Below are 26,364 nucleotides of genomic sequence, written 5' to 3'. Positions count from 1 at the left end.
TTCGCTCCTTGTCATCTTATGGTTCAAAACTTAAAGCGTAGCACTTGACGATGACGGCTCCTGTTTAAAAAGGCGCAACAGCGTCTCAACCTGCTCGTCCAGCGGGCTGAGGGAGCGTTTGACGATGAGGTGCAGCGGCGTGGCGCGACGTACGCCGTGGCTGAGCGGCAGCGTTTTAAGGATGCCCTGCTGGAGCGGGGTCTGAATGCGTTCTTCCGGTAACCAGCCGTATCCAACCTGATACATCACCGCTTCGATCGCGGCATCGATGGTGGAGAAGGTCCACGACTCCCCGATGGGGTGAGCGGTGGGCTGGCTGTCTGCGATCTGAATGCGCGGCCACGGTCGTAGCATCTCGTCGTTAAGCGGTGTATCCAGCGCAAACAGCGGGTGAGCGTGATGCGCGACGGCAACAAAATCGATATTCATCAGCCATTCGCCCAGGCCGGTAATGTCCTGGCGGCGGGTTAAGACCATCACGTCGGCTTCATCATTAAGCGCATCTGCGCGGCTGTTTTCCAGCACCTCGGTAAGCCGCACCTGCGTTTGCGGGTACAGCTGCTGAAACTGGCGCAAAATCGCGAACAGCCGGCTGCGCGGAAAAATACTGTCTACCATCAGGTCGATACGGGTTCGCATCCCGCTGCGCAGGGTCGCAGCGCGCGTTTCAACATAGGCGAAGGCTTTCAGCAGCGGTTTAACCTGATTCAGCAACAGCTCACCCGCCGGTGTCAGCACGGCACGCCGTCCCTCTGTCATCAGGAGCGCCACGCCCAGCCGCTCCTGCAACAGCGACAGGTTATAGCTGACCGAGGACTGGCTGCGGTGGGTCTCTTCCGCCGCCTTAGCGAAGCTGCCAGCCTCGATGACTCTCTCCAGCAAGGCCCACTGTTCGAGCGTCGTCTTGTGCATAATTAATCTAAATTTTGGATGAATTTGATTCAAACATAGCGTTATTCATTCATTTTTTGAAGGGGTACGATCGTCTCATCAAAACAAAGGAGACATCGTATGAGCACCTTCGATAAACATGATTTAAGCGGCTTCGTCGGCAAACATCTGGTATATACCTACGATAATGGCTGGAACTACGAAATTTACGTTAAAAACGAAAACACCCTGGACTACCGTATTCACAGCGGTCTGGTGGGCAACCGTTGGGTGAAAGATCAGCTGGCCTACATTGTTCGCGTTGGGGAGAGCATCTATAAAATTTCCTGGACGGAGCCAACCGGTACCGACGTGAGCCTGATCGTGAACCTGGGCGACAGCCTGTTCCACGGCACCATCTTCTTCCCGCGCTGGGTCATGAATAATCCGGAAAAAACCGTCTGCTTCCAGAACGATCACATTCCACTGATGAATAGCTACCGTGATGCCGGGCCAGCGTATCCAACCGAAGTGATTGATGAATTTGCCACCATCACCTTCGTGCGCGACTGCGGTGCGAATGACGACAGCGTTATTGCGTGCGCGGCCAGCGAGTTGCCAAAAAACTTTCCTGATAATTTAAAATAAGCGCGACAATTAACTAAAAAGAAAAGTTCCCGACTCATTTCATATTTATTGGAAATGGTCGGGGATTTTTTTATTTGTTGATGTTTGGTTTAGATAATTGACTTTAATACGGTGAGCGGAATCACATAATAAATAATTCATAATCACTTAACCTATTGTTTAATAATAAATTTATATCAATTCATTCCTCCTTTTTATCACCATCTTAATTTTTCCCTAAGAAATGAACGTTACCTTGAGATGAGTTTATGGTTCGTTGAAATAAACGCATCGGCATTTGGTTAATATCAAAAAGTTGCCATGCATAACTCAAGGAAATTAATAATGCGTGATTTTTTGCCTTTTTCCCGGCCCTCAATGGGCGCGGAGGAAATCGCCGCGGTACAGGAGGTATTAACCTCCGGCTGGATCACCACCGGGCCGAAAAATCAGATGCTTGAAGAGGCGTTCTGTACGCTTACGGGAAATCGTCATGCGATTGCCGTCTCCTCTGCCACGGCGGGGATGCACGTCACCCTGATGGCGATGGGGATTGGTCCCGGCGATGAGGTGATTACGCCCTCCCTGACCTGGGTATCGACGCTGAATATGATCGTGCTGCTGGGTGCCATACCGGTGATGATCGACGTCGACAGAGACACGCTGATGGTGACGCCTGAAGCGGTCGATGCCGCCGTTACGCCTCGCACCAAAGCCATTGTGCCGGTTCATTATGCGGGTGCGCCGTGCGATATTGACGCCATCCGCGCCGTCGGTGAACGTCACGGTATTCCTGTCATTGAAGACGCGGCCCATGCCGCCGGAACGTGCTACCACAGCCGTCATGTGGGCTGGCGGGGCACCGCAATTTTCTCCTTCCACGCCATCAAAAACATGACCTGCGCCGAAGGTGGGCTGGTGGTGACGGATGACGAGCAGCTGGCGCAAAACATCCGTAGCCTGAAGTTCCACGGTCTGGGCGTTGATGCCTATGACCGCCAGACCCATGGCCGCGCGCCGCAGGCCGAGGTCATCACCCCGGGTTTTAAATACAACCTCGCGGATATCAACGCCGCGCTGGCGCTGGTGCAGCTCGGCAAACTGGGCGAAGCCAACAGGCGCCGTCGCGACATTGCCGACCGCTACCTGCTTGAACTCTCGGATACCCCTTTCCAGCCGCTGCGCATTCCGTCCTGGCCGCATCTGCACGCCTGGCACCTGTTTATCATTCGCGTGGATGAGGCCCGGTGCGGCCTCTCGCGTGATGCCCTGATGGCCGCGCTGAAGGAGCAGGGCATCGGTACGGGCCTGCATTTCCGTGCGGCACATACGCAAAAATACTACCGCGAGCGTTTCCCTGATGTGTCGCTTCCGAACTCTGAATGGAACAGCGCGCGTATTTGTTCTCTCCCTCTTTTCCCGGACATGACCCATGACGACACAACCCGCGTCATTACCGCGCTCCATCAGCTTGCAGGACATTGATATGTTCAGTGCGCCGCCTGTACAAAAAGTTTCCGTGGTGATCCCGGTCTATAACGAGCAGGAGAGCCTGCCGGAACTGATCCGCCGCACGACTGCCGCCTGCGAGACGCTCGGCAAAGCTTATGAAATTCTGCTGGTGGACGACGGCAGCAGCGACAATTCCGCGCGGATGCTGACCGACGCCGCGCAGGCGGAGGGCAGCCACATTGTTGCCGTACTGCTCAACCGTAACTACGGCCAGCACTCGGCAATTATGGCCGGGTTCAGCCACGTTACGGGCGATCTGGTGATTACCCTGGATGCTGATCTGCAAAACCCGCCGGAAGAGATCCCACGCCTGGTTGCCAAAGCCGACGAGGGCTACGACGTGGTCGGCACCGTGCGGCAAAACCGCCAGGACAGCCTGTTCCGTAAGCTGGCGTCTCGCACCATCAACCGTCTGATCCAGCGCACCACCGGTAAAGCGATGGGCGACTACGGCTGCATGCTGCGCGCCTATCGCCGCCACATCGTCGACGCCATGCTGCACTGCCACGAGCGCAGCACCTTCATTCCGATTCTGGCGAACACCTTTGCCCGTAAAGCGACGGAGATCCCGGTGCTGCACGCCGAGCGCGAGCACGGGGAGTCAAAGTACAGCTTCATGCGTCTCATCAACCTGATGTACGACCTGATCACCTGCCTGACCACCACGCCACTGCGCCTGTTGAGCGTGTTCGGCAGCGTTATCGCGCTGGCCGGGTTTGCGCTTTCCGTTCTGCTGGTCGTTCTGCGGCTGGTCTTTGGTCCCCAGTGGGCGGCGGAAGGGGTCTTTATGCTGTTTGCCGTGCTGTTCACGTTCATTGGCGCCCAGTTCATCGGTATGGGTCTGCTGGGTGAGTACATTGGCCGTATTTACAACGATGTTCGCGCGCGTCCGCGCTATTTTATTCAACGTGTTGTCCGTCAGGAGCACCTGGCATCTCAAGAGGAAAACCACCCATGAAAACCGTCGTCTTTGCCTATCACGATATGGGGTGCACGGGCACGCAAGCCTTGCTGGACGCAGGCTTCGACATTACCGCCATCTTCACCCATCCGGATGTTGCCGGGGAAAACCACTTCTTCGGCTCGGTGGCGCGTATTGCGGCTGAACACGGTATTCCGGTTTACGCCCCGGACGATGTGAACCATCCGCTGTGGGTGGATCGTATTCAGAAGCTTGCGCCGGACGTGATTTTCTCTTTCTACTACCGCAATCTGCTTTGCGACGACATCCTGAGCGTGGCGACAAAAGGCGCATTTAACCTGCACGGCTCGCTGCTGCCTGCCTACCGTGGCCGTGCGCCGCTGAACTGGGCGCTGGTTAACGGTGAAATGGAAACCGGCGTAACGCTGCACAAAATGGTACGCCGTGCCGATGCGGGCGGTATCGTGGCACAGCTGAAAGTGGGCATTGGCGCTGATGAAACGGCGCTGGAGCTGCACCACAAGCTCTGCATCGCCGCGCAAAGCCTGCTTCGCGACGCGCTGCCGACGATCCTTCAGGGGACTTTTACCGAAACCGCGCAGGACGAAAGCAAGGCAAGCAGTTTTGGTCGCCGCACGCCGGAGGACGGGCGACTGGACTGGGCGAAACCGGCGCGTCAGCTGCATAACCTGGTGCGCGCCGTGACCGACCCGTGGCCGGGCGCGTACAGCTTCGCCGGGGTCAGTAAATTTATCGTCTGGAAATCCCGCGTGCGTGAGGACATTCCGGCGGCAAAACCGGGCACCGTCATCTCCGTCTCTCCGCTGATTGTGAGCTGCGGCGAGCAGGCGCTGGAGATCGTCACCGGACAAACGGATAACGGGCTGTACGTGCAGGGGGCGCAGCTGGCGCAGTCTCTTGGGCTGGTGGCGGGGGCGCTGATCACCAGCGCGCCGGTGGTGGCGATCAAACGCCGCACGCGCGTCTTAATCCTCGGCGTGAACGGGTTTATCGGTAACCATCTGACCGAACGGCTGCTGGAAGACGACAATTACGAGATCTACGGTCTCGATATCGGATCCGATGCGATCGGTCGATTCCTCACTAATCCCCGTTTCCACTTCGTTGAAGGGGACATCAGCATCCATTCCGAATGGATCGAGTACCACATCAAAAAATGTGACGTGGTGCTGCCGCTGGTGGCGATTGCCACCCCGATTGAATACACCCGTAACCCGCTGCGCGTGTTCGAACTCGATTTCGAAGAGAACCTGAAGATTATCCGCGACTGCGTGAAATACGATAAGCGCATCATCTTCCCGTCGACGTCGGAAGTGTACGGCATGTGTACCGACAATAACTTCGATGAAGACACCTCCAGTCTGGTGGTCGGGCCGATTAACAAGCAGCGCTGGATCTACTCCGTCTCCAAACAGCTGCTGGACCGCGTGATCTGGGCATACGGTGAGAAAGAGGGGCTACGCTTTACCCTGTTCCGCCCGTTTAACTGGATGGGGCCGCGCCTGGACAACCTGAACGCCGCGCGTATCGGCAGCTCCCGCGCCATCACCCAGCTGATCCTCAACCTGGTGGAAGGTTCGCCCATTAAGCTGATTGAAGGTGGCAAACAGAAACGCTGCTTCACCGATATCAGCGACGGTATTGAAGCGCTGTTCCGCATCATCGAAAACAAAGACGGCCGCTGTAACGGGGAGATCATCAACATCGGTAATCCGGACAACGAAGCGAGCATCCGCGAGCTGGCGGAAATGCTGCTGGCAAGCTTTGAACGTCACCCGCTGCGCAGCCAGTTCCCGCCGTTTGCCGGTTTCCGCGAAGTGGAGAGCAGCAGCTACTACGGCAAGGGTTATCAGGACGTTGAGCACCGCAAGCCGAGCATCCGCAATGCGAAGCGCTGCCTGAACTGGACGCCGACGGTGAAGATGGAGCAGACCATTGATGAAACGCTCGACTTCTTCCTGCGCACCGTGGAGCTGTCGGAACAGGCATCATGAAAAAGGTCGGTTTACGCATTGACGTCGACACCTTTCGCGGCACGCGCGAGGGCGTGCCGCGGCTGCTGGAGCTGCTGAGCAAGCACAACGTGCGTGCCAGCATTTTCTTCAGCGTCGGGCCAGACAACATGGGGCGTCACCTGTGGCGCCTGGTTAAACCGGCCTTTCTGTACAAAATGCTGCGCTCGCGCGCGGCATCGCTCTACGGCTGGGATATCCTGCTGGCCGGAACCGCATGGCCCGGCAGGCGCATCGGCGCGGAAAATGAAGCGATCATCTGCAAGGCCGCGCAGCATCATGAAGTGGGGCTGCACGCCTGGGATCACCATGCCTGGCAGGCCTGGGCGGGCGTGTGGGATATCCCCCGCCTGGCGCGTGAGGTTGAGCGCGGCGTGCTGGAGCTGGAAGCCATTACCGGCCAGCCTGTACGCTGTTCCGCCGTGGCGGGATGGCGGGCCGACCAGCGCGTGGTGAAGGCCAAAGAGCGCTTCGCCTTTCGCTACAACAGCGATTGCCGGGGCACCGGACCGTTTTTACCGCTGCTGGGGGAAAACCGAACCGGCACGGTGCAGATTCCGGTCACCCTTCCGACGTGGGATGAAGTGGTCGGGCGCGAGGTGAGTGCCGACAGGTTCAACCGTTACATTCTGGATGCGATGCACCGCGATGCCGGTACGCCGGTTTATACCATCCATGCCGAAGTGGAAGGCATTGCGTATCAGCAGGATTTTGACGCGTTGCTTGCGCTGGCGGCGCAGGAGGGCATTCAGTTCTGCCCGTTAAGCCAGCTGTTGCCGGAGGATCCTGGCACGCTGCCCCTGGGAAAAATCGTCCGTCATGAAATGGCTGGCCGGGAAGGCTGGCTTGGCTATCAACAAACCGTGAGCCCGGCACTATGAAAACAGCCCGCTATGGCCTGACGCTTCTCGCCCTGTTTGTCGTTTACTACCTCCTTCCGGTCAACCTTCGCCTGTTATGGCAGCCTGATGAAACGCGCTATGCGGAAATCAGCCGCGAAATGCTGGCCTCCGGCGATTGGGTGGTCCCGCATTTCCTCGGGCTGCGTTACTTTGAAAAACCCATTGCCGGTTACTGGGTGAACAGCATCGGGCAATGGCTATTTGGACACACCAATTTTGCCGTTCGCGCGGGGGCGATATTCTGCACCGGGCTGACGGCGCTGCTGGTGATCTGGCTGGCCTGGCGTCTCTGGCAGGATAAGCGGGTGACGATCTTCTCCGGCCTGATCTTCTTAACCCTGTTCCTGGTCTATGGCATCGGCACCTACGCCGTGCTGGATCCCATTATCACCCTCTGGCTGGTGGCGGCTATGTGCAGCTTCTGGCTGGCTTCGCAGGCGAAAACGATAGCCGGAAAAGCGGGGGGCTACATTCTGCTGGGGCTGGCCTGCGGCATGGGCGTTATGACCAAAGGCTTCCTGGCGCTGGCGGTACCGGTGATTGGCGTGCTGCCGTGGGTGATTGCGCAACGACGCTGGAAGGAGGTGCTGGTTTTCGGCTGGCTGGCGATCCTCAGCTGCGTACTTATCGTCCTGCCCTGGGGGCTGGCAATCGCTCAGCGTGAACCCGATTTCTGGCGTTACTTCTTCTGGGTGGAGCATATCCAGCGCTTTGCCCGGAGCGATGCCCAGCATAAAGCGCCGTTCTGGTACTATCTGCCGTTCCTCATCGCGGGAAGTCTGCCGTGGCTGGCGATGCTGCCGGGCGCGCTACGCCTGGGATGGCGAGACAGAGAAAACGAGAGGGCGGGGCTTTATCTGCTGGGCTGGATCGTGATGCCGCTGCTGTTCTTCAGCATCGCCAAAGGCAAGCTGCCGACCTATATCCTGCCGTGCTTTGCGCCGCTGGCGATCCTGATGGCGCGCTACGCCTGCACCGTCGCCGAAAAAGCGTTACGTATTAACGGTGGGATCAATATCGCGTTTGGCGTGCTTGGCACGCTGGCGGCGCTGGTGGTCTCGCCGTGGACATCGGTCGAGATGTACAAACTCTTCTGTGCGGTAGTGGCTTTTCTTATCTGGGCCTCGGTGGGCTGGTTTACCCTTAAAAATCCGCAGCGCTGGTGGCTGGCGGCGCTTTGCCCTGCCGGACTGGCGCTGCTGGTGGGTTTTGCGATCCCGGACCGGGTAGTGGATTCCAAACAGCCGCAGTCGCTGGTGGATTCCGTTCGCGAGCCATTACAGATGAGTAAATTCGTCCTGGCGAACAACGTTGGTATAGCCGCCGGGCTGGCGTGGGAGCTTCAGCGTAATGACATCATTTTGTATGGGCAGAGCGGCGAGCTGAAATACGGCCTGGATTATCCGGACGCTAAGGGGCGTTTTGTGAGCAAAGATGATATCGCGCACTGGCTTGAAGCGCATCGTCAGCGGGGACCGGTGTCGCTGGTGATCCTGTTGTCGAAAAACGACGACCTGGCCCGCGCCGGGCTGCCAAAACCGGACAACCTGACGATTCAGGGGCGTCTGGCTTACCTGCAATATCTGCCGCAGTGATGGCCTGGATCTGGCTGGTGCTGGCAAGCCTGTTGAGCTGCGCAGGTCAACTGTGCCAGAAACAGGCGACCCGGGCAGGCGGCGGTCAGCAGGTCGCCCTGTGGCTTGGGCTGGCCCTGCTGATGCTGGGTGGCGGGATGGTTGCCTGGCTGGTGGTATTGCAGCATCTGCCCGTCGGGGTGGCGTACCCCATGCTGAGCCTTAACTTTGTCTGGGTAACGCTGGCGGCAAAAATCGTCTGGCATGAGCCTGTCCCGCTACGTCACTGGCTGGGCGTCGGGTTGATTATCGTCGGGGTTATTTTGCTGGGAGGAAGCCTGTGAACGGTGCGTGTTGGGCGTTATGCAGCGTAGTGTTAGTCAGCGTGGCGCAGCTGCTGCTGCGTCATGCGATGGTAACGCTGCCCCCGATGGGCGACGCTTTCTGGGCAGCCCTCTGGCATATAGCCCCCGGTACGGGCGCGCTGATGCTGGGGCTGACAGGCTATTGCGCCTCAATGGGCTGCTGGTATCTGGCATTGCATCGTATGGCGCTCAGCAAAGCGTATGCCTTGCTGAGCCTCAGTTACATCCTGGTGTGGAGTGCTGCAATTTTACTGCCCGGCTGGGGAGAATACTTTTCCTGGCGCGGGCTGGCGGGCGTCGGCTTGATTATACTCGGCGTGCTGGTCATTTTTATGCCGCAGAAATACCGGAGTAAGTAACCGCTTCCGCCGTTAAGGTGAAAGGCGTAGGGGTACAGACCGCCAGGCTCAGCGAGCCGAAGCGTAGCTGACTGACCGGGAGGGGCTGGGCGGTGCTGTCAATACTGACAATCTGCCACGCGCTGCCGCCACGCTGTTTGACGATCGCCTCTTTGCGCGTCCAGATACGCCAGAATGCGGAAAGCTGCTCTTCCGGCGCTTCACGTTCCAGCTCGTCATGTTCGGTGAGGCTGAAAACGGCATTCGCCAGCGCCTGCCAGTTCTCCCGCGGGCGGATCACTTCGATATCGCAGCCCACTTCACCTTCATCGCTCATCAGCAGGGCAATGTCGTCCCCGCTGTGGCTCAGGTTAAACCACAGAGGATGGCCGTTAGCGAAGGCCGGTTTTCCCTGCTCGCCGTAAATTATCTCGGGAAGCGGTGAGGGGGATAAGGTTCTGGCGAGCAGCGTCCGGCCTGCAAGCCAGGAAGCGTGTCGTGCACCCTGAGGTGCCATGTCTGCGAGCGTTGACGCCAGCGGGTCCGCGCTAAGGGTGGAGATCTTTCCCAGTACAAACTGGTACATAGTTACGCCCAGCGTTTAATGATTATCGAGGTATTGATGCCGCCAAAGGCAAAGTTATTGCTCTGAATAAATTCGCAATCAATCGGGCGGGTTTCCCCCATAATATAATCTAAAGCGCCGCATTGCTCATCCGGTTGTCTTAAATTGAGCGTCGGTGTGAACCAGCCCTCCCGCATCATGTGCAGACTCAGCAAGGCTTCCAGTGCGCCGCAGGCACCCAGGGTATGGCCGAAATAACTCTTTAAGGAAGAGATGGGCACGCTGTCGCCGAAAATGGCGGCGGTCGCCTGACTTTCGGCGATATCCCCGCGATCGGTTGCCGTGCCGTGGGCAGAAATGTAGCCAATCTCCTGAGGACCAAGGCCCGCCATCGCCAGCGACTGCGCCATACACACCTGCATGGTTTCACGCTGGGGCTGGGTGATGTGCGCCGCATCGCAGTTGGTGGCAAAGCCCACGATCTCGCCATAGATTGTCGCCCCGCGCGCTCTGGCGTGATCCAGCGCTTCCAGCACCAGCGTGCCCGCCCCTTCGCCAATCACCAGACCATCGCGCTGAACGTCAAACGGCGACGGCGTGGTTTTTGGCGCGTCGTTACGCTGGCTGGTGGCAAACAGGGTATCGAAAACCGCCGCTTCCGACGGGCACAGCTCTTCCGCGCCGCCTGCCACCATCACCGTCTGGTAGCCGTGACGAATCGCTTCCCAGGCGTAGCCAATCGCCTGGCTGCCAGAGGTACAGGCGCTCGAGGTGGGGATCACCCGTCCGCGCAGGCCAAAGAACAGCCCGGTATTCACCGCCGTGGTGTGCGGCATCATCTGCACGTAGGTGGTGCCGGTGATGTTGTGGGTGTGCTTTTCGGTGAGCATAGAGGCAAACTCGCTGACCGGCCCGGTGCTGCCGGTCGACGAGCCGTAGGCGATGCCGGTCTGACCGTTGGTCAGCACCGCGTCGTCGATCAGTCCCGCCTGCTCCAGCGCCAGCTCGGTGGCGCGGGTAGAGAGCAGCGACACCCGGCCCATGGCGCGAATGCGCTTACGGGTATAGTGAGCGGGGAGAGTGAAATCTTCAATCGGCGCGGCGAGCAGGGTTTGCAGGCCGTCATACGCCTGCCACTCCGTCATGGTACGCACCGCATTTTCATACTCGCGCAGACGGCGCGAGATGGTCGGCCAGTCCTCGCCGAACGCGGTGACGCCGCCCATGCCCGTAATCACTACCCGGCGGGTCATAGCATGCCTCCGTTAATCGAAATCACCTGACGCGTCACATAGCCTGCTTTATCCGACATCAGGTAACTCGCCAGCCCGGCGACCTCCTCGGCCTGGCCCATACGCTGCATCGGGATCATCGACATCGCCGCGTGCAGCGCGGCTTCGTCCATCTCGATCATGCCGGTATCGATCAGCCCCGGCGCGATGCAGTTGACGGTGATTTTGCGTTTTGCCAGCTCGGTGGCGAGCGCTTTGGTGGCGCCGATGATCCCGGCTTTCGCCGCGCTGTAGTTCACCTGCCCACGGTTGCCCATAATGCCTGACACCGACGACAGGGTGATGATCCGCCCGCCCTTGCGGGTGCCGATCATCGGCATAATGCAGGGATGAATGACGTTATAAAAACTGTCGAGATTGGTGTGGATCACGCTGTCCCAGTCATCGTCGCTGAGCGCCGGAAACGCACCGTCGCGGGTAATACCGGCGTTACTGACCACGCCATACCACGCGCCGTGGTCAGCGATCTCCTGTTCCAGCACCGTGCGGCACTGCTCGCGGTTGCCCACGTCGAAGGTGAGTAAACGGCCCGCGCCGCCTGCCTGGACAATCGCTTCCAGCGTCTCCTGCGCGCCCGCTTCATCACGATGGTAATGCACGCCGACGGTGAAACCGTCCGCCGCAAGCTGAAGGGCGATAGCGCGGCCAATGCCTTTGCTGGCGCCAGTGACCAGTACGGATCTCATGATGGTGTTCCCTGGTTGAAAAGTGTGGTTAATTCATCCTCGCTCGGCTGGAAGGTGTTCACGCGGCCCGTGGCGAGGGAGACACTATCCGCACGAATGGTGCACTCGAAGCTGCCAAAGCGTTCATCCTGCATCAGACGTTCGATGGTGATGATCAGCGTGCTGCCTGCGGCAAAATGCCCTGCGTCGCACACCAGCTCGCGCGCGCCCAGCACCATGCCCAGCGCACAGTGCGGCAGCCCTTTTTGCATCCGGTGCCATTCAGACCAGACGCCCACGGTCTGGGCCATCAGCTCCAGCGCAAACCAGCCAGGCAGGTTGCCGTCCGCGTCCAGGAACGGAGCCAGAACGCCCCGATCGTTCACCGTCACGCTGCAAACGGCGCGGTCATCGGTGACGCTTTCCACGCTCTCAAGCAGCAGCATCGGCGTGTCGTGAGGAAGATAATCCCCGGGAGGTAAGTAGCGCATCATACCCTCCCCAGCAGAAGGCTGGCGTTGTTGCCGCCAAACGCGAAGGAGTTTGACAGGATCGCCGGTTTATTCAGCGGTGCGCTCTGGTGCAGCAGGCCGAAGGCGGGCAGGGTGTCGTCTGGCGCGTAGCGGGAAAAATCCTGCGGCGGCAGCGGCAGGTCTCGAGTCAGGATCAGCCAGCTCAGGGCGGCCTCGGTGATCCCCGCTGCGCCCAGCGTGTGGCCGGTAAGATGTTTCGTGGAGCTGCACGGCACGCGGTCGCCAAAGAGATCGTGGATCACCTGCGCCTCAATGCGATCGTTCAGCGGCGTAGCGGTGCCGTGCAGGTTGATATAGCCGACGTCCGCCGCCGTCATGCCCGCCTCGTTCAGCGCCTGGTTGATGGCGCGGATCGCCCCTTCGCCCTGCGGATGCGGGGCGGAAATATGGTACGCATCGCTGGATTCCCCCGCGCCCAGGAGCGCAACCTCGCCCGGCTCGCGGGTCAGCACCATCAGTGCCGCCGCTTCGCCAATGGTGATCCCCCGACGGTGGCGGCCAAACGGTTCGCACAGGGTTGGGGAGAAGGACTCCAGGCTGTTGAAGCCGTTGACCGGCATGCGGCTCAGGCTGTCGGCCCCGCCGACGATGGCGACGTCCACCAGCCCGGCGTCAATCAGGCGACGACCGCTGACGATCGCCCGCGCGCTGGAGGAGCAGGCGGTTGAGATGGTATACGCCGGGCCGTCCAGCGCAAGCCAGCGGGCGAGAAAGCGCGACGGATCGCCCAGCTCCTGCTGCGGATATTGCCACTGCGGGCTGCTCTCGCCGTTTTGCGCGCGGCGCACGTACTCATCACCCTCGTCCAGCCCGGAGGTGCTGGTGCCCAGCACAACCGCCACGCGGTCGCGCCCTACGCGCGCAATGGCCGCATCGACGGCGGGCCGGATTTGCGCCAGCGCCGCCAGCAGCAGTTGGTTGTTGCGGCTGCGATGCGCAGAAAAAGACTCGGGGACAGGGGGAAGTTCACCCTCCACGCCCCCCAGCACGGCCTCGGGTAAGCCCTGTAGCCAGCCCGCACGCTGGCGCATCCCGGGGGCCACACCAGCGATCAGGTTCGCCGCTATTTCATCAGCCGAGTTGCCGAGCGCGTTGACCATGCCAACGGCAGAAAGGTAAATCATCTCAGTCACCCAGATATTGAATGGTGATGTGGTAGTGAAAAGCGTGCTGCACAATGCTAATCGGTTCGCGCCTGCCGTTACGGTTCAGGTAGACAATTTCCGTGACCAGTTTGCCCTCGGGGTTGCGCAGTTCGCGTCTGGTGTCAGTATCGTTCAGCGTCCAGCCTTTCGGCAACTGCGGCTGCCAGGCGCTGAGTGGCCAGTGGCTCAGCATCACGTCGGCCAGCACCTGGCTGGCGGGCGGCAGCTGCGGCATCACAACCGACTGCTCGGTGTGGATCCCGGTGTTGTCGTAGGTGGCGAGGAACAGGCGGATCCCGACGGAGGAGAGGCCGGCAAGCGCCACTTTATTTCCATCGGCGTTCAGCATCACCAGCAGCGACTGGGTCTGGCCTTTAAAACTGCCGGTAAGCAACTGCTGCACGCGGATGACAGGCGTGATGCCCGGCGGGGGCAGCGTGACGCGGGTGCCGGGCTGGAGCCAGGCCTGAGGGCGCGCGTCATCGCGGTTCGTCGTATGGCTACACCCCGCCAGCAACAGGGCCATCATCACTGCCGCCAGGCGAATGAAACGGGTCATGGTAAGTTCTCTTTGTTAGACGGCATCGCCAGCGGGGCGAGCAGGAACGCGGTGAAGATACCGCTCACCAGCACAATGCCAAAGCTGCTGATGGCCTGAGTGGTGCTGAACACCAGCATCCCCAGCGTCAGCAGGGTAGTCATCATGGCGAGGGTAATCGCCAGCATGGAGGTCAGCGGCGTGCCGCGCGGGTTGCTGAAAAACAGCGTGTAGTTAATGCCAATGCCGAGGACCAGCACCAGCGCCAGCAGGGAAAACAGGTTCACCGGATGGCCCGTCATGGCCAGCGCCGCCAGCCCGCCGGCCAGCGACAGCACGGACGGCACCAGCGCCACCAGCCCTTTTCGCCAGCCGAGGCGTAGCATCGCGCCGCAGGCAATCACCGCCAGCGCCACGCCCAGCAGCCCCGTCAGCAGCGAGCGGTAGAGCGCAAACAGGCTGTCGAAGCTGGCCTTACGGTCAACCCAGACGACCCCGGGATGGCGGGCGGCCAGCTCACCGAGCGCGGCGCTGTTTCTGACGCCATCGACCGGGACCAGCACACCGCTTTTGCCGTCCGGCAGCGTCAGCCACAGCAAACGCCAGCCCTCGCTGGCCGGGCTGGCGAGCCACGCTTCCACGCTGACAGGCATGGCGTTCAGGTTCGGTGGGACGGCGTTCAGCCCCGTGCTTTGCAGCATTTTCATCACCGTCGGCGCGGCGTTACGCAGAAGATGCAGATCGCTGTTCTGCCGCGCCAGCGAGTTCAGCGGCAGGGTGCGCCAGCGGGTTAATTCACCGGCTTTTTGCGCCAGCGCCAGCGCCGGGGTAAACGCCTCCAGCCGCTCCAGCGTTTCCTGAGCCGACGCGCCGTACACCACGAACCACTTCTGATCGACATTTTGCCCGGTCAGGGCGGTGATGGTTTTTTCCTGCGCCAGAATGTCCTGCGGCAGCGCCTGAAGCCGGGCGATATCGTCATCCACCCGCAGGCTGGCGATCCCGATGGCGGAGAGCAGCGCCAGCGCTACCGGCAGCCCGACAGAGAGGGCTTTACCGTCGCGCCAGGCGTTCAGCCAGCGCTGCATCATCCCTCTCAGGGGGACCGGGCGGACCGGCATGCCCCGGCACAGCCACGGATGCCAGAACATTACCGTCAGGCACGAGGCGCTCAGCCCTGCGGCGGCGAACACCGCCATCTGACGAATGCCGGGGAAGGGGGCCAGCATCATGAAGAGATACGCCACGACGGTGGTCAGCAGCGCCAGCAGCAGCGCGTTACGTACTTTCGCCAGGCTTTGCCAGGGCGAGTTTTCCGCGCCGTGCACCATCCGCTCCGTGAGGTAGTAAATCGTATAGTCCGCCGAGATGCCGATGATGCTCATGCTCATCACCAGCGTCATCAGGTGCAGTTCACCGAACAGCAGCAGCGTCACGACCGTCCCCGCCAGCGCGCCGATGGCAATGGAGAGCAGGCTCAGCAGCAGCGGACGCACGGAGCGAAACACCGACACAATCAGCAGGATCACCCCGAGCACCGTGGCGACGCCAAGCGTGGAAATATCGTTTTTAGCCTGCTGGCTGGCGTAATCGCTGTAGAACACCGTCCCGCGCGAGAGCAGCTGCGCCTGTGGATACTGGCTTTTCAGCGTCTGCTGCAACGCGTTAAGGGTGGTCACCAGCTGGTGGGTTTGCTGCATATCAAACGATGAGCCCGCCAGCTCGCCGTGCAGCAGATACCAGTAGTTCCCGGCCGCATCTTTTGTCACCAGCCAGCCGTCCATCAGCTGCATCTTCTGGCTGTTTTTCGCCAGCGCGAGCTGCGCGCCGCGCATCAGCATCAGCGGATCGTTTTGCAGCTCCTTGCCGCTCACGCCGGAAAAGGCGGAGTAGAGCTGGGACAGGATCCACTGGGCCTGTGCTTGACCGCCGTTTTGCAGGCGGGCGCGGGTGGCCGGATCGACCAGGCCATTGCGGTGTTGCCAGAAGAAATCTCCCCAGGCCTGTTGCCCGGCGGCATCCAGCGGACCTTTTACGACACTCAGCGCCTGGCTGCGTTGCAGCAGGGTTAACCACTGCTGCGCCACGCGCGGGTCCGGCTGTTTGCCGGGGCTGACCAGCCAGATGAGCTGGCGGTCGAGGCGCTGCATAAATCCGTCGTTGAGAGCGGGAGGGATCGCGCCGAGCGTCTGTTTCGGCAGCATGGCGAGCACGCTGCTGTTCAGCCGCGCGCCGGGCAGCAGCGACAGCAGCACGCCCAGCAGGATCAGGCATACCGCGGCCCACAGCAGCGCCGGGCGCAGGGCGTTACGGTGCGGCAAAGCGCTGGCGTTCTGCATCGGTCAGGCGGGCGGGCGTCAGTTGGTGGCGGGAGAGGGCGATATCCGTCGTGTCGCCCTGCTTATCGTTCAGGCGAATGGATTCCAGATAGATCGCGCCCTTCAAATCAAGGGTGGAGAAAATCTTGTCCAGCGGCGTGGTGACGGGCGTCAGCACCAGTGACCAGCGGCCTTCACCCAGATCTTTGAAATCGACGCGGAAGTTCTCTTCCAGCACCTTGCGGTCGGCCTGGAACAGCGCCCGCAGCAGATGGTTGAACTGGAACATCTGCGGGTTAGTGTCGGCGGTAATGGTCTGCGGCGACTGACCGTTGACGATCTGCACCATCCGTTTGTCATCCAGCAGCAGCGTCATCGGGAACGGCGCTTTTTGATCCCACAGCAGGCCATTGTCACGGGCGATCAGCATCTCCCCCTGCGAGCGCAGGGGCTGAGGCATATCCTTGATCGTGCGGATCTGTTCGAAGTGTGCGCGTACCACTGGTTGCTCCGCAAACCGCTGTTGCAGTTCATCCAGCGTGATCGCGTTCACCAGCGGGCTTACCAGCAGCGCGAGTAGCGTTATCCATTTCATGGCGCGATCCCCATGCGTTCGAACAGAATGGCCGGGCTGACAAAGCACATCTCCCGGCTTGCTTCTTCCACCGCCACCTGAATGGTGTAGCCGGTGGTGGTGCGTTTCCCGGTTTGCGCGTCGAAGATTTGATAGGCGATGCGCAGACGGTTTTCAACCTCTTCAATGTGGGCGCGGACGCGAATGCGCTGCTCGAAGGTCACCGCGTCGCGGTATTTCACCCGGGTATCCACCACCGGCCAGACGTAGCCGGACGCTTTCATCTGGCGGTAGCCGTAATCAAACTGGTTGAGCAGCGCTTCGCGGGCAATCTCAAAGTAGCGGAAGTAGTTGCCGTGCCACACCACGCCCATCATATCGACATCGTGGAACGGAACGGTGATTTCAACTTCAGCCGTAAAGCGGGGATCGGTCAGCACCCTTTACTCCTTCTCGTTGACCTCTGGCAGCTGCCAGAAATCGAAAAAATTAAACCAGTCGAGCGGCGACAAGAGCGCGTAATGCTCCAGCCGCTGCGCATAGCGGTCGACGGTCTGCTGTAGCGCCTGCTGGCGTTCGCCGCGCGGCAGCAGCAGCGGGTCGGCAAACGGCTCGCAGTGCAGAGTCAGCTTTCCCTGCTGGCAGAGGGCAAAAATCAGCACCACCGGGCAGCGCAAAATGGACGCCAGGATAAACGGCCCCTGCGGGAACGGCGCGGGCTGGCCCATAAATTCGCTCCATATCACCCGCCAGCTACCGCCGCGCTGCGGGGTGACGGCGATGCGATCGCCCACGATCGCCACCCATTCGCCGCGATCCAGCTTCTCTTTAATGAGGATGGCAGTCTCCGGGCCAATGTCGGTGACCGCCATCAGGTGAATGCCCGCCTGCGGCGCCATCTCCTCCATCACCTGCTTAAAGCGTCTGGCGTTGTCGCTGAAGACCAGCGCGTTGATGGTTTTCGCCCCTTCGCGCTGGGCCAGCGCCCGGCAGGCTTCCACATCGCCAAGATGCGACGCGAGCAGCAGTTTGCCCTGAGGATCGTCGAGCCCCAGCGCCTCCTGCGCGCCTGGCGCAAAGACCAGATCGCGATGGAGTTTCATTTCGCCGCGCCAGCTGGCCACTTTATTCAGCATGGCATGACCGAAGCGCAGGAAGTGGGAAAAACTGTTAAGCCGTGCGGGTTGCGGCATTTGCCGCTGTGCCATCACCGTTTTAACCTGCGCCAGCCACTGCTGCGACGCCTGACGCGCAGAGCGGGCGGTCAGCCAGTAGACGGCGGTAACCGGCCACAGCAGGGCGGTAAACGCCTTACGCCCCAGCAGTTGCCAGACGCGCAGCATCAGGCGCATGCCCCATAATCCTTTTACCTCCTGCTGCTGCGCCCAGTGCTGCGAGCGGCGACGCATCAGCAGGGAAGGAATGCGCGGCAGCATGCCGAGAAACAGACGGGTATGCATCAACGAGATGCGCACGTTGTCTTTCAGGGCATCGAAATGGGATACCCCGTCCGGCGGATAGGTTACGCGGGTGGGCAGAAAATAGCTGGTGTTGCCCTGCCAGTAGAGGCGCACCATCACTTCGGTATCAAAATCCATTCGCCTGCCGAGCGGCGTGGTTGCTGCAAGGCGCAGAACCGGGGCTATCGGGTAAACGCGAAACCCGCACATGCTGTCTTTCAGTTGCAGGGAGAGGGTTTCAATCCAGACCCAGACGTGCGTTATCCAGCGCCCGTACAGGCGCGAACGGGGGATCGAGTCATCGTAAACGGGCTGCCCGGAAATGAGCGCATCGGGATGACGCCCGGCCAGCGCCAGCAGTTTGGGAATGTCCTCGATAGCGTGCTGGCCGTCAGCGTCCACCTGAACGGCGTGGGTGAAGCCGCGATCGGCGCAGGCTTTCAGCCCCTGCATCACCGCCGCGCCTTTGCCGCTGTTTTCGGCCAGCCGCAGCAGCGTAACCTGCGGACGATCCGCCGCCAGCGCTTCAAGCGTGCGGCGCGTGGTTTCATCGCTGCCGTCGTCCACCACCAGACAGGGTAGTTCGAAAGGCGCCAGGCGCGCCAGCACCGAAGCCATCATCGCCCCGTGGTTGTAGCAGGGGATCAGCACGCAGGGACGGAAGGTTACTGACATAAGCGAATCTTCCCGCTGCTGGCGGTGTGGCGCTCGTTACCCGCATGGCGCTGGTAGCTAAAGGTCAGCATCTGGCGTTCGGGCTGCCAGGCAAGGAGCAGCGTGACCGTGTTCTCCGGCAACAGCTGGGCGGCGAACTTCACGTTCTGAATACTGTGAAAACGGTAGCCCGACGCCAGCGCGGCGGCGTAATGCATCACCCAGTCGAGCTGCGCCACGCCCGGCAGCAGCGGCTGTACGGCGAAATGTCCCTTAAACCAGAGCAGGTCAGGATCAAGATAAAAGGTTATCTCCAGATGCTGTGGATCGGGCTGGAGGCGCCCGATTTCAGGGATCTTCATGAAACAACTCCTGTAGCTGCGCAGTCACGCGCTTGTTCATGCTGTTGACCGGGATTTCATCAACGATCCGCCAGTAGCGCGGTACGGCAACCGGTTCAAGCCAGGGACGAAGGGCGCGTCGCCAGGCGAGCTCCTGCGCTGTTTTGCTCTGTTCGTGTTGCTGACGCACCGCTTCATTCAGCACCAGCAATACGCCAATGCCCTGACGCCCGCCGCGCGTCACCGTCAGCGCGGCGGCCTCGCGGATGCCGTCCAGCGCCAGCAGGCGGTGCTCAATGTCATCGAGTGAAATGCGCTTATCTTCAATTTTGACCACCCGACCGCGACGCCCGACGAGGCTGAACTGCCCGTCAGCCGTGAAGTGCAGGATATCATCCAGCACGATTCCCTCCGCCTCGGGGATCAGAGGCGATATCACGCGATCGCCGTGAAACGTCACGCCGGGAAAAGACTGCCAGCGCGTGCTTTCCTCCTGACGGTAGCGCCAGGCCATTACGCCCGTTTCCGTGCTGCCGTATATTTCATCCGGCCAGACGTTGAGCCAGGCCTGAACCGCGGCGACCTCCTGCCAGGGCAGCGCGCCGCCGGCGGAGACGAGCAGGTTGACGGGGGGCGGCGTCAGCGACGCGTCCAGCCGCTTGAGAAACGCCGGACTGCTGATGAAAAGGTAGCGTTTATCGTCGGGAAGGGCAGAGAGCTGCTCGGCATAGTTGAGCAGGCTGGCATGCAGCGGCAGGCCGAGCGCCATGGGTAAGACAACACGAAACGTCAGGCCATACAGGTGGTGCAGCACCACGGAAGCCACGACGTGACAGCCCGCCAGACGCTCGCCAAAATGCGCCGCCAGCAGACGAGCCTCACGATCAAGGCTGACCACCGGCTTACTTACCCGCTGCGGCGTGCCAGTCGAGCCGGAGGTGTAAAGCTCGATCGTGCGCGTCTCACCGATGGCTGGCAGCGGTGAAAAGGGATGGCCTGCCCGCTGCGCGGAAGCCACCCGCAGCTGTCGCCCCTGAAAATCGAGCGTGGTGTCGCTCAGGACGCCGCTGAACAGCGCCCGCTGTTCGTTAAGCTGCGCCGCCCGGCTGTGCCCGGGGAGGACCGGCGTTTTACCCGCATGCAGCGTCGCCAGCAGCGCGACAATAAACAGATAACCGTTTTCGATGCACAACGCCCAGCGTTCGCCATCTTCACGACGCAGCGTGTAGACCAGCTGAGTGACGTCGTGGCGCAGATCGCCAAGCGTCCAGAGGCGGTCGTCCTGCCAGGCGACAGGGGTGTTGTCAGGGCGGGGCGCACTGAGCCACTGGCTAAGCGGAAGAGGGTTAAGCATCGTTTTTCATCACCCGTTGTCGCACCACCCACTCGCCAGCCATCAGCGTGCCCATCAGGAGATAGGCAATCATCCCATTCCACAGCGTCCACAGACGGATATCGGCGTGTAATACGGTAAACAGCGCGATCGCCCCGTTGATAATAAAAAAGCCGCACCAGACCTGGGTAACCCGGCGCGTGTAACGTACCCCGACGGGGGAGAGATCCGGTTCACGCAGGCGCGCCAGCCGTTCAACAACAGGCATTGCCGTCCACAGCGAACCGCCAAACACCACCAGCATCACCAGATTCACCACCACCGGATATAACAGCACCCACTGGTGCGCGTGCAGGACGTAGCTCGCCGCGCAAAGTGCTATGCCGGCCAGCGCCACGCTCACGAACAGATAACGCAGGGGGCCGCCCTGCCGACGGGCCTGGCAGACGCGCAACAGCAGCACCAGCGCCATCACGGGCAGTATCCCGTGCAGGCTATTATTCGCCAGCCCGAAGCCGATCAAAAACGGCCATGCCAGCAGCATCAGCCCCGTCAGGGCGGGAAGAACTGGAATCGAACGCACGTTACGCGTCGCGCTGAAGCTGTTCCACAACGTCCACGACGTCCTGCACCGTGCGCACCGCTTTGAAGGTTTCGGGCTTGATTTTATGGCCCGTTTTCTTTTGCAGGTGCACCACCATATCGACGGCATCAATGCTGTCGAGGTCCAGATCCTCGTAAAGACGTGCCTCAGGGGTAATATCCTCCGGGGCGATTTCAAACAGCGTAATAAGAAGCGCAGAGACTTCCTGATAAATCGTTTGTTGTTCTGTCATAGCGGTCATTCTCAGGCGCGTTGTTGATGGATAAAAGCCGCGAGCGTGGCAACGGAATAGAAGTGCTGACGCATCTCGTCACTTTCGGCAGAAAGCACTACGCCGTACTGATTTTTTACCGCCAGCCCCAGCTCAAGGGCGTCGATTGAGTCCAGACCGAGGCCGTCGCCAAAGAGCGCGGCGTCTGTATCAATATCCTCTGGGGTAAGTTCTTCCAGATTCAGCGTAGAGATAATGAGATTCTTAATTTCAAGATAGAGCGCTTGCATCTTTCGTTCCTGACAAAGATTGAAGACCGGTTGTTAACTGATGCTGCATATGCCGGTTTAACTGCCTTGCTGCCAGCGCGGGTTCGTGCTGACTCGCATCATAAAAATCATGAATGTTGATGCGTTCGCGAACATCCACGGTGAAAACAGGTTTGTTGGGGGGCACGTTATACCAGCTGCTCTGTTTATCCAGCATCCGTTCGCTACAGTGGATCACCACCACGCGCACGGCGCTGTTGCAGCGAACGGCGATATTCGCCGCCCCACGTTGCAGGGTCATGGCTTCCCCCACCCGGGTGCGGGTGCCTTCAGGGAAGATAAGCAGGGTGTCGCCCTGAGCCAGACGCTGCTGGCTTGCGGCAAGCAGCGTGTCGGCTTCGCTGTTAATCAGATAGTCAGCCGCGCGGATCACGCCGCTGACGAACGGGTTACGCAGCAACGCGCTTTTCACCAGACAGTCGGTTTCGTTCATCACCGACGCCAGCAGAACGTAGTCCAGCAGCGAGGGATGATTCGCAATCACCAGACAGCCCCGCTCGGCGCGCAGAACGTCCAGGTTGTTGAAACGGTAATCCAGTACCCCTGCACCGCGTACCACCGCGAGGAACAGGCGAAAACTGGCAGAAATAGTGCGGCGTGCCAGGCGGCGACGTTGAGTGCGGTCGCGCTGGAAGATCAGCAGCAGGTTAAACCACACCAGCGACAGCGTCAGCCCGCCGAGGCCGAACAGGGCGAAGCACAATCCGGTCATCAGCATGCGCCATATCCGATCGAGGCGGGAACGTAACCCTCTCATTGGCGCGTCCATTGCCACAGCAGGCGCTCGCCCGGCAGGGTAAACTGGCGCTCGTCCCGCAGGTAATGGCGCAGGAACTGGAGGCTTTGCGGCAGCGCGGGCTCTTCAGGCGTGCGGTTGACGTGCGTTTCACAGCTGAGCGTATTTCCGGCCTCAATCACCAGCGCCAGCGCGTAGGGCCAGACGGGCATCTGCGGCGGCAGCCCGGCGTGATAAAAATCAGGCAGCAGACCGTCGAAATCCACCAGCAACACGCGGGAGTAGCCCGCATGCAGCAGGCTCAGCACGTCGCACAAGCTCTGCTGGAAGGTATCCATACCGGCGGAAACCGACGAAGAGACAACAGGCTGACGCGCGGCGATAGTGAGATTGCCGACCGCCGAGTTGTGTACCGACATGGCAAAATCGGTGGGGGAAACGGGCTGTTCTGCCGCCAGGGCCTGGAGAATACGGAAATTGCGCTCCAGCTCCCCATGACGGCTGCTGTAGACGACGGCATCGATGCGGTGTTTGCGCAGCATCATCAGGCCAAGATCGACGGCCAGCCTGCTGCCTGAATTCAGGCGGCGGGCGGTCATCATCGGCAGATCGGTCAGTTTCGCCAGCGGTGCAGCGGGATCGATGGCGTCAGACCGGCGTGACCATGCCTGCCATTCGTCGGCATCGCTGAGTCCTGGCGCTCTTGCCTGCCAGTCGATAAGGGTAAGTGTAAATTTCATCTACGCGCGTCCGCGATAAACCTGTTTCTGTGACTTTTTCTTCGCCAGCGCGATTTGCTGCGCACATCGTACAATGTTGTCGTCGCGCTGGCGAATAAACGTCACTTTTGACCCTTTCCACCCGGTTATCCCGGCAAACGGCTTTTTGGCCGACCCGGACCCAGAAGAATGGCGAGTTTACTGCCTCCTTTCGTGGTTTCCATCCAGATTTTACAGACGCTGGTGAGCGGCACGGAGAGCAGCATGCCCACCGGACCCAGCAGCCATCCCCAGATCAGTAACGATAAAAACACCACCATCGTCGACATGCCCAGACGGTGGCCCATCATGCGCGGCTCGAGAATGTTACCCAGCACCATATGCACGACAAGGAACAGCGCCCCTACCAGCATGCACTCATAAAAACCGTTAAACAGGAACGCCTGGATCATCGGCGGAACGGCGGAAAGCACCGCGCCGATATTGGGTACGTAGTTCAGTAAAAACGCCAGCACGCCCCACATCAGCGCGAACTGCACGTCCAGCAGTACCAGCCCCAGCCAGACGATCACGCCGGTCCATAGGCTTAACAGCGTTTTCAGCGCCAGATATTTGGATACGCCCTTCAGCGCGCGGTGCAAGCCGGCAATGTGGATCTGAGGATTGTTCAGGGCAAAACGCAGTTTATACGGCACGTGGCGCACTTCGAACAGCATAAACACCACCGTCATCACCAGCAACAGAATGCTGGCCATTGCCCCGGAAAGCCCGGTCATCAACGTGGTGGCGTAGGTCATCACCTTCTCGGAATCCATCCGACGCAGCATCCGTTCCGGTGAGATATGCAGATTCACGAACGGCAACGTGCGCTGAAGATCGACCAGCTTGCGCGTCAGCTCTTTATTGTACTGCGGCAGCATGGTGGAAAATTCGCTCAGCGAGGCGGCGAGCACGCCGAACAGCGCCGTCAGGACAACCAGCATCACCATCACCACGATGGTAATCGCGACCGGGCGGCTGATGCCCCGGCGTAAAAACCATGTCACTAGTGGGTTGAGCACAATGGCGAAAAACAGCGCCAGCAGAAGCTGAACAATGATATCCGCCGCCGCGTGGATACCCGCAAGGATAACCACCAGACAGGCAAGTTTTAATAAAATATGAAGTCCGGCTTTGTCGGGCGGGCTGGCAGTCATAAGAATTCCTTTTTCCGGGGGGCGTGTTAATTGTAGTGCGCCGGATGGGCTTCGTCTGGCGTGTTAGTCTGAAAGTCGTGGCAAAAAAATGGCCTCCGGCGCAAGCGACGGAGGCCACGGCATCCTGGTGAACGATTACTGGATCACGAGGGTGTTAATGATGTTTTCAGCGGCGGTCTGCGCTTTCTGCTGATTGTCTGCCGGCAGGGTGATCTGCATGGTCAGCAGTTTATTGTCCACCTTGCCGAGCACCACGGAGGAGTAGGCGGTCTGGCCTTTGGCAGAGATGATGCTGTCCAGCTGTTGCAGCGTGTGGCCTTTCAGTTCAACAGACTTGTTGGTGACCACCTGAAGCTGCGGGTCGCGGCTGCGCTGCTGATCTTCCAGGCGTTTGGCCAGCACGCCAAGATCTTCGCTGGTATCGTCACCGACGATCACAATCACCGCTTTTTGGCCGGTGGCATCGGAATAGACGTGCATATTGTTCGCCTGGGTACCCAGCTTACCGCTCTGGTCGGTCATGTCCGCAGGCAGAGAGAAACTGAGTTTACCATCCATCAGGCTCACCGGCTGACCGGTGGCGTTGCTTTCTGCTGACGCGCCCTGAGCAGGCGTTTTGGTGTCGCTGTTATCACAGGCTGCAAGGCCAACAACCAGCAGGCCAATCCCGACATATTTAACCAGATTGCGCATTGACTTCTTCCTTTCGATAAACGGCCATAACGGCTCATTCGTTCATCTTATCACAACTGATAAAGCGAACCCTTAACCTGCCTGCAATGCGGAGATTTCAGATTTATCTGCCAGCCTTTTCAGCAGCATATTCAACAGCACGCCGTACATCGGCAGGAAGAAAACCAGGCTGATAAGCACCTTAAAGGCGTAGTCCACCAGAGCGATTTCCATCCAGTGTTCTGCCATGAAGGCGTCCGGGCTGCGCCAGAAGGCGATGAAGAAGAAGGCCAGCGTATCGCTCACGTTACCGAACAGCGTGGAGGCCGTTGGTGCCATCCACCAGCGATGGTTTTGACGCAGGCGGTTAAACACGTGGACATCGAGGATCTGCCCCAGGGCATAAGCCATAAAGCTGGCGGTGGCAATACGCGCGACGAACAGGTTGAAGTGCGTCAGCGCTTCGAAGCCCTGCCAGCTGCCCATGTAAAACAGCGAGGAGATGGCGTAGGAGACAAACAGTGCCGGGATCATCACCGCAAAAATAATCCGCCGCGCCAGCGGTGCGCCAAAAATACGCACGGTTAAATCCGTCGCGAGGAAAATAAACGGGAAACTGAACGCGCCCCAGGTGGTATGGAAACCAAAGATGGAGATCGGGAGCTGTACCAGATAGTTACTGGAGATGATCACCAGCAGATGAAATAGCGAAAGCCAGAACAACGCCTTGACGCGTTGCGATTGTGTAAAGGAGTTCATATTGTACCTTTTTGATTAATATTTGGGGTGAGGGAACCCAATAAAGCCGCCGCATGATACTGCTTTGACGACACTTTGCAATGGCTAATTTTCACGCAATCGTTAACCTGGTTTGCATTGGCGATAGCGGGGCGTAAACTACAGCCGTTTTTACCTGAACGAGAAGAAAATGACCGACCTGTTTTCCAGCCCAGACCACACGCTTGATGCTCAGGGCCTTCGTTGCCCGGAGCCGGTAATGATGGTGCGTAAAACCGTCCGTAACATGCAGAGTGGCGAAACGCTGCTGATCGTCGCCGATGACCCGGCTACCACCCGTGATATCCCCGGCTTTTGTACCTTTATGGAACATGAACTGGTGGCGCAGCAAACCGAGACCTTGCCGTACCGGTATTTGATTCGTAAGGGGTAAGTGCGGCCTGATGTCCTCACCCTGACCCTCTCCCACGGGGCTGAGGGTTCCCCACAAAATAATGCCTGCACAGACGGCCCCCTCTCCCTTGAGGGAGAGGGCTGGGGTGAGGGGGAACATACGGCTCTGGTGGTCATTCCGTTCACGTTATGTTCCTTGCTACTC

Annotated in this window: 30 protein-coding genes; 9 read left to right on the top strand and 21 right to left on the bottom strand. The window is 59.8% G+C overall.

What is annotated here, in order from left to right; translation table 11 throughout:
- Positions 1–30: 30 nt before the first annotated feature.
- Complete coding sequence (locus IM290_RS10265) at positions 31–912, bottom strand: LysR family transcriptional regulator (RefSeq protein ID WP_032669019.1); 882 nt, start codon at positions 910–912, stop codon at positions 31–33.
- Positions 913–1,011: 99 nt separating this feature from the next.
- Here IM290_RS10265 and IM290_RS10260 point away from each other — a divergent pair, with 99 nt between their 5' ends.
- The 8 genes from IM290_RS10260 (at position 1,012) to arnF (ending at position 9,164) form a co-directional block, all read left to right on the top strand.
- The gene (locus IM290_RS10260; RefSeq protein ID WP_015571502.1) at positions 1,012–1,518 is read left to right on the top strand and encodes a phenolic acid decarboxylase; all 507 of its coding nucleotides are present in this window, start codon (positions 1,012–1,014) and stop codon (positions 1,516–1,518) included.
- Between the two features lie 324 nt (positions 1,519–1,842).
- Complete coding sequence (gene arnB / locus IM290_RS10255) at positions 1,843–2,982, top strand: UDP-4-amino-4-deoxy-L-arabinose aminotransferase (protein WP_193041564.1); 1,140 nt, start codon at positions 1,843–1,845, stop codon at positions 2,980–2,982.
- A gap of 1 nt (position 2,983) precedes the next feature.
- Positions 2,984–3,967: an undecaprenyl-phosphate 4-deoxy-4-formamido-L-arabinose transferase gene (arnC, locus tag IM290_RS10250; RefSeq protein ID WP_017384101.1), complete on the top strand. Its 984-nt coding sequence runs from the start codon at positions 2,984–2,986 to the stop codon at positions 3,965–3,967.
- On the top strand, positions 3,964–5,946 hold the full coding sequence (gene arnA / locus IM290_RS10245; protein ID WP_193041565.1) for a bifunctional UDP-4-amino-4-deoxy-L-arabinose formyltransferase/UDP-glucuronic acid oxidase ArnA: 1,983 nt from the start codon (positions 3,964–3,966) through the stop codon (positions 5,944–5,946). Before arnC ends, arnA begins: the two co-directional genes overlap by 4 nt.
- Positions 5,943–6,845, top strand: a complete 903-nt coding sequence (gene arnD / locus IM290_RS10240; protein WP_193041566.1) for a 4-deoxy-4-formamido-L-arabinose-phosphoundecaprenol deformylase — start codon at positions 5,943–5,945, stop codon at positions 6,843–6,845. Before arnA ends, arnD begins: the two co-directional genes overlap by 4 nt.
- Positions 6,842–8,461, top strand: a complete 1,620-nt coding sequence (gene arnT, locus IM290_RS10235) for a lipid IV(A) 4-amino-4-deoxy-L-arabinosyltransferase (protein WP_193041567.1) — start codon at positions 6,842–6,844, stop codon at positions 8,459–8,461. The genes arnD and arnT overlap by 4 nt, the downstream gene beginning before the upstream one ends.
- Positions 8,461–8,784, top strand: a complete 324-nt coding sequence (gene arnE / locus IM290_RS10230; protein WP_015571497.1) for a 4-amino-4-deoxy-L-arabinose-phosphoundecaprenol flippase subunit ArnE — start codon at positions 8,461–8,463, stop codon at positions 8,782–8,784. The genes arnT and arnE overlap by 1 nt, the downstream gene beginning before the upstream one ends.
- Entirely contained in the window at positions 8,781–9,164 is a 384-nt protein-coding gene (gene arnF, locus IM290_RS10225) for a 4-amino-4-deoxy-L-arabinose-phosphoundecaprenol flippase subunit ArnF (protein ID WP_017384105.1), read from the top strand. The genes arnE and arnF overlap by 4 nt, the downstream gene beginning before the upstream one ends.
- On the opposite strand, the gene acpT is transcribed toward arnF, so the two are convergent.
- The 20 genes from acpT to IM290_RS10125 all read right to left on the bottom strand — a co-directional run bounded on the left by acpT (position 9,136) and on the right by IM290_RS10125 (position 25,787).
- On the bottom strand, positions 9,136–9,729 hold the full coding sequence (acpT, locus tag IM290_RS10220) for a 4'-phosphopantetheinyl transferase AcpT (RefSeq protein ID WP_017384106.1): 594 nt from the start codon (positions 9,727–9,729) through the stop codon (positions 9,136–9,138). The genes arnF and acpT overlap by 29 nt on opposite strands.
- A 2-nt stretch (positions 9,730–9,731) precedes the next feature.
- Complete coding sequence (locus tag IM290_RS10215) at positions 9,732–10,961, bottom strand: beta-ketoacyl-ACP synthase (protein WP_017384107.1); 1,230 nt, start codon at positions 10,959–10,961, stop codon at positions 9,732–9,734.
- Entirely contained in the window at positions 10,958–11,689 is a 732-nt protein-coding gene (locus tag IM290_RS10210; protein ID WP_026094333.1) for a 3-ketoacyl-ACP reductase FabG2, read from the bottom strand. The genes IM290_RS10215 and IM290_RS10210 overlap by 4 nt, the downstream gene beginning before the upstream one ends.
- Positions 11,683–12,156: a 3-hydroxy-fatty acyl-ACP dehydratase gene (locus IM290_RS10205; RefSeq protein ID WP_193041614.1), complete on the bottom strand. Its 474-nt coding sequence runs from the start codon at positions 12,154–12,156 to the stop codon at positions 11,683–11,685. The genes IM290_RS10210 and IM290_RS10205 overlap by 7 nt, the downstream gene beginning before the upstream one ends.
- Positions 12,156–13,322: a beta-ketoacyl-[acyl-carrier-protein] synthase family protein gene (locus IM290_RS10200; protein WP_017384110.1), complete on the bottom strand. Its 1,167-nt coding sequence runs from the start codon at positions 13,320–13,322 to the stop codon at positions 12,156–12,158. Before IM290_RS10200 ends, IM290_RS10205 begins: the two co-directional genes overlap by 1 nt.
- 1 nt (position 13,323) lies before the next feature.
- On the bottom strand, positions 13,324–13,902 hold the full coding sequence (locus tag IM290_RS10195; protein WP_193041568.1) for a DUF3261 domain-containing protein: 579 nt from the start codon (positions 13,900–13,902) through the stop codon (positions 13,324–13,326).
- The gene (locus IM290_RS10190) at positions 13,899–16,220 is read right to left on the bottom strand and encodes an MMPL family transporter (RefSeq protein ID WP_193041569.1); all 2,322 of its coding nucleotides are present in this window, start codon (positions 16,218–16,220) and stop codon (positions 13,899–13,901) included. The genes IM290_RS10195 and IM290_RS10190 overlap by 4 nt, the downstream gene beginning before the upstream one ends.
- Positions 16,189–16,794, bottom strand: a complete 606-nt coding sequence (locus IM290_RS10185; RefSeq protein ID WP_023295558.1) for an outer membrane lipoprotein carrier protein LolA — start codon at positions 16,792–16,794, stop codon at positions 16,189–16,191. The genes IM290_RS10190 and IM290_RS10185 overlap by 32 nt, the downstream gene beginning before the upstream one ends.
- Positions 16,791–17,213, bottom strand: a complete 423-nt coding sequence (locus tag IM290_RS10180; RefSeq protein ID WP_006812302.1) for a thioesterase family protein — start codon at positions 17,211–17,213, stop codon at positions 16,791–16,793. Before IM290_RS10180 ends, IM290_RS10185 begins: the two co-directional genes overlap by 4 nt.
- 3 nt (positions 17,214–17,216) lie before the next feature.
- Positions 17,217–18,908, bottom strand: a complete 1,692-nt coding sequence (locus IM290_RS10175) for a glycosyltransferase (RefSeq protein ID WP_193041570.1) — start codon at positions 18,906–18,908, stop codon at positions 17,217–17,219.
- Positions 18,899–19,249: a hydroxymyristoyl-ACP dehydratase gene (locus IM290_RS10170; protein ID WP_193041571.1), complete on the bottom strand. Its 351-nt coding sequence runs from the start codon at positions 19,247–19,249 to the stop codon at positions 18,899–18,901. The genes IM290_RS10175 and IM290_RS10170 overlap by 10 nt, the downstream gene beginning before the upstream one ends.
- Positions 19,236–20,582 (bottom strand): AMP-binding protein, encoded by a 1,347-nt coding sequence (locus IM290_RS10165; protein WP_193041572.1) that lies wholly within the window; start codon positions 20,580–20,582, stop codon positions 19,236–19,238. The genes IM290_RS10170 and IM290_RS10165 overlap by 14 nt, the downstream gene beginning before the upstream one ends.
- Complete coding sequence (locus tag IM290_RS10160) at positions 20,575–21,174, bottom strand: hypothetical protein (RefSeq protein WP_047062433.1); 600 nt, start codon at positions 21,172–21,174, stop codon at positions 20,575–20,577. Before IM290_RS10160 ends, IM290_RS10165 begins: the two co-directional genes overlap by 8 nt.
- Positions 21,146–21,397, bottom strand: coding sequence for an acyl carrier protein (locus IM290_RS10155; protein ID WP_003861262.1), 252 nt, complete (start codon positions 21,395–21,397; stop codon positions 21,146–21,148). Before IM290_RS10155 ends, IM290_RS10160 begins: the two co-directional genes overlap by 29 nt.
- 11 nt (positions 21,398–21,408) lie before the next feature.
- Positions 21,409–21,666 (bottom strand): phosphopantetheine-binding protein, encoded by a 258-nt coding sequence (locus IM290_RS10150; RefSeq protein WP_003861263.1) that lies wholly within the window; start codon positions 21,664–21,666, stop codon positions 21,409–21,411.
- The gene (locus tag IM290_RS10145) at positions 21,647–22,462 is read right to left on the bottom strand and encodes a 1-acyl-sn-glycerol-3-phosphate acyltransferase (protein WP_193041573.1); all 816 of its coding nucleotides are present in this window, start codon (positions 22,460–22,462) and stop codon (positions 21,647–21,649) included. Before IM290_RS10145 ends, IM290_RS10150 begins: the two co-directional genes overlap by 20 nt.
- Positions 22,459–23,181: a beta-ketoacyl synthase chain length factor gene (locus tag IM290_RS10140; protein WP_017384119.1), complete on the bottom strand. Its 723-nt coding sequence runs from the start codon at positions 23,179–23,181 to the stop codon at positions 22,459–22,461. Before IM290_RS10140 ends, IM290_RS10145 begins: the two co-directional genes overlap by 4 nt.
- Positions 23,182–23,306: 125 nt before the next feature.
- Complete coding sequence (locus IM290_RS10135; protein ID WP_032655401.1) at positions 23,307–24,356, bottom strand: AI-2E family transporter; 1,050 nt, start codon at positions 24,354–24,356, stop codon at positions 23,307–23,309.
- A gap of 135 nt (positions 24,357–24,491) precedes the next feature.
- Positions 24,492–25,049: a DcrB family lipoprotein gene (locus tag IM290_RS10130; RefSeq protein WP_003861272.1), complete on the bottom strand. Its 558-nt coding sequence runs from the start codon at positions 25,047–25,049 to the stop codon at positions 24,492–24,494.
- 72 nt (positions 25,050–25,121) lie between these two features.
- Positions 25,122–25,787 carry a 7-cyano-7-deazaguanine/7-aminomethyl-7-deazaguanine transporter gene (locus tag IM290_RS10125; RefSeq protein ID WP_003861274.1) on the bottom strand — a complete coding sequence of 222 codons (666 nt, stop codon included), beginning with the start codon at positions 25,785–25,787 and terminating at the stop codon, positions 25,122–25,124.
- Positions 25,788–25,956: 169 nt separating this feature from the next.
- Between IM290_RS10125 and tusA the strand changes: the two genes are divergently transcribed.
- Positions 25,957–26,199 (top strand): sulfurtransferase TusA, encoded by a 243-nt coding sequence (tusA, locus tag IM290_RS10120; RefSeq protein WP_000130627.1) that lies wholly within the window; start codon positions 25,957–25,959, stop codon positions 26,197–26,199.
- The last annotated feature ends 165 nt before the right edge of the window (positions 26,200–26,364 follow it).

The sequence above is a fragment of the Enterobacter cloacae complex sp. S1 genome, from assembly GCF_014930525.1.
Taxonomy (GTDB): Bacteria; Pseudomonadota; Gammaproteobacteria; order Enterobacterales; family Enterobacteriaceae; genus Enterobacter; species Enterobacter hormaechei_C.
The sequence above is the reverse complement of the archived record's forward strand: the minus strand, read 5'-3'. Positions and strand labels throughout refer to the sequence as shown.

Excerpts from the sequence above, each read along its gene's own strand:
- IM290_RS10130 (WP_003861272.1), bottom strand. The coding sequence starts at position 25,049 with ATGCGCAATCTGGTTAAATATGTCGGGATTGGCCTGCTGGTTGTTGGC.
- IM290_RS10135 (WP_032655401.1), bottom strand. The coding sequence starts at position 24,356 with ATGACTGCCAGCCCGCCCGACAAAGCCGGACTTCATATTTTATTAAAA.
- IM290_RS10125 (WP_003861274.1), bottom strand. The coding sequence starts at position 25,787 with ATGAACTCCTTTACACAATCGCAACGCGTCAAGGCGTTGTTCTGGCTT.
- arnB (WP_193041564.1), top strand. The coding sequence starts at position 1,843 with ATGCGTGATTTTTTGCCTTTTTCCCGGCCCTCAATGGGCGCGGAGGAA.
- IM290_RS10140 (WP_017384119.1), bottom strand. The coding sequence starts at position 23,181 with ATGAAATTTACACTTACCCTTATCGACTGGCAGGCAAGAGCGCCAGGA.
- IM290_RS10205 (WP_193041614.1), bottom strand. The coding sequence starts at position 12,156 with ATGCGCTACTTACCTCCCGGGGATTATCTTCCTCACGACACGCCGATG.
- acpT (WP_017384106.1), bottom strand. The coding sequence starts at position 9,729 with ATGTACCAGTTTGTACTGGGAAAGATCTCCACCCTTAGCGCGGACCCG.
- IM290_RS10265 (WP_032669019.1), bottom strand. The coding sequence starts at position 912 with ATGCACAAGACGACGCTCGAACAGTGGGCCTTGCTGGAGAGAGTCATC.
- IM290_RS10175 (WP_193041570.1), bottom strand. The coding sequence starts at position 18,908 with ATGTCAGTAACCTTCCGTCCCTGCGTGCTGATCCCCTGCTACAACCAC.
- IM290_RS10215 (WP_017384107.1), bottom strand. The coding sequence starts at position 10,961 with ATGACCCGCCGGGTAGTGATTACGGGCATGGGCGGCGTCACCGCGTTC.
- IM290_RS10195 (WP_193041568.1), bottom strand. The coding sequence starts at position 13,902 with ATGACCCGTTTCATTCGCCTGGCGGCAGTGATGATGGCCCTGTTGCTG.
- arnT (WP_193041567.1), top strand. The coding sequence starts at position 6,842 with ATGAAAACAGCCCGCTATGGCCTGACGCTTCTCGCCCTGTTTGTCGTT.
- arnA (WP_193041565.1), top strand. The coding sequence starts at position 3,964 with ATGAAAACCGTCGTCTTTGCCTATCACGATATGGGGTGCACGGGCACG.
- tusA (WP_000130627.1), top strand. The coding sequence starts at position 25,957 with ATGACCGACCTGTTTTCCAGCCCAGACCACACGCTTGATGCTCAGGGC.
- IM290_RS10190 (WP_193041569.1), bottom strand. The coding sequence starts at position 16,220 with ATGCAGAACGCCAGCGCTTTGCCGCACCGTAACGCCCTGCGCCCGGCG.
- IM290_RS10185 (WP_023295558.1), bottom strand. The coding sequence starts at position 16,794 with ATGAAATGGATAACGCTACTCGCGCTGCTGGTAAGCCCGCTGGTGAAC.
- IM290_RS10260 (WP_015571502.1), top strand. The coding sequence starts at position 1,012 with ATGAGCACCTTCGATAAACATGATTTAAGCGGCTTCGTCGGCAAACAT.
- IM290_RS10165 (WP_193041572.1), bottom strand. The coding sequence starts at position 20,582 with ATGCTTAACCCTCTTCCGCTTAGCCAGTGGCTCAGTGCGCCCCGCCCT.
- arnE (WP_015571497.1), top strand. The coding sequence starts at position 8,461 with ATGGCCTGGATCTGGCTGGTGCTGGCAAGCCTGTTGAGCTGCGCAGGT.
- arnC (WP_017384101.1), top strand. The coding sequence starts at position 2,984 with ATGTTCAGTGCGCCGCCTGTACAAAAAGTTTCCGTGGTGATCCCGGTC.
- IM290_RS10150 (WP_003861263.1), bottom strand. The coding sequence starts at position 21,666 with ATGCAAGCGCTCTATCTTGAAATTAAGAATCTCATTATCTCTACGCTG.
- IM290_RS10145 (WP_193041573.1), bottom strand. The coding sequence starts at position 22,462 with ATGAGAGGGTTACGTTCCCGCCTCGATCGGATATGGCGCATGCTGATG.
- IM290_RS10155 (WP_003861262.1), bottom strand. The coding sequence starts at position 21,397 with ATGACAGAACAACAAACGATTTATCAGGAAGTCTCTGCGCTTCTTATT.
- IM290_RS10200 (WP_017384110.1), bottom strand. The coding sequence starts at position 13,322 with ATGATTTACCTTTCTGCCGTTGGCATGGTCAACGCGCTCGGCAACTCG.
- IM290_RS10170 (WP_193041571.1), bottom strand. The coding sequence starts at position 19,249 with ATGAAGATCCCTGAAATCGGGCGCCTCCAGCCCGATCCACAGCATCTG.
- arnD (WP_193041566.1), top strand. The coding sequence starts at position 5,943 with ATGAAAAAGGTCGGTTTACGCATTGACGTCGACACCTTTCGCGGCACG.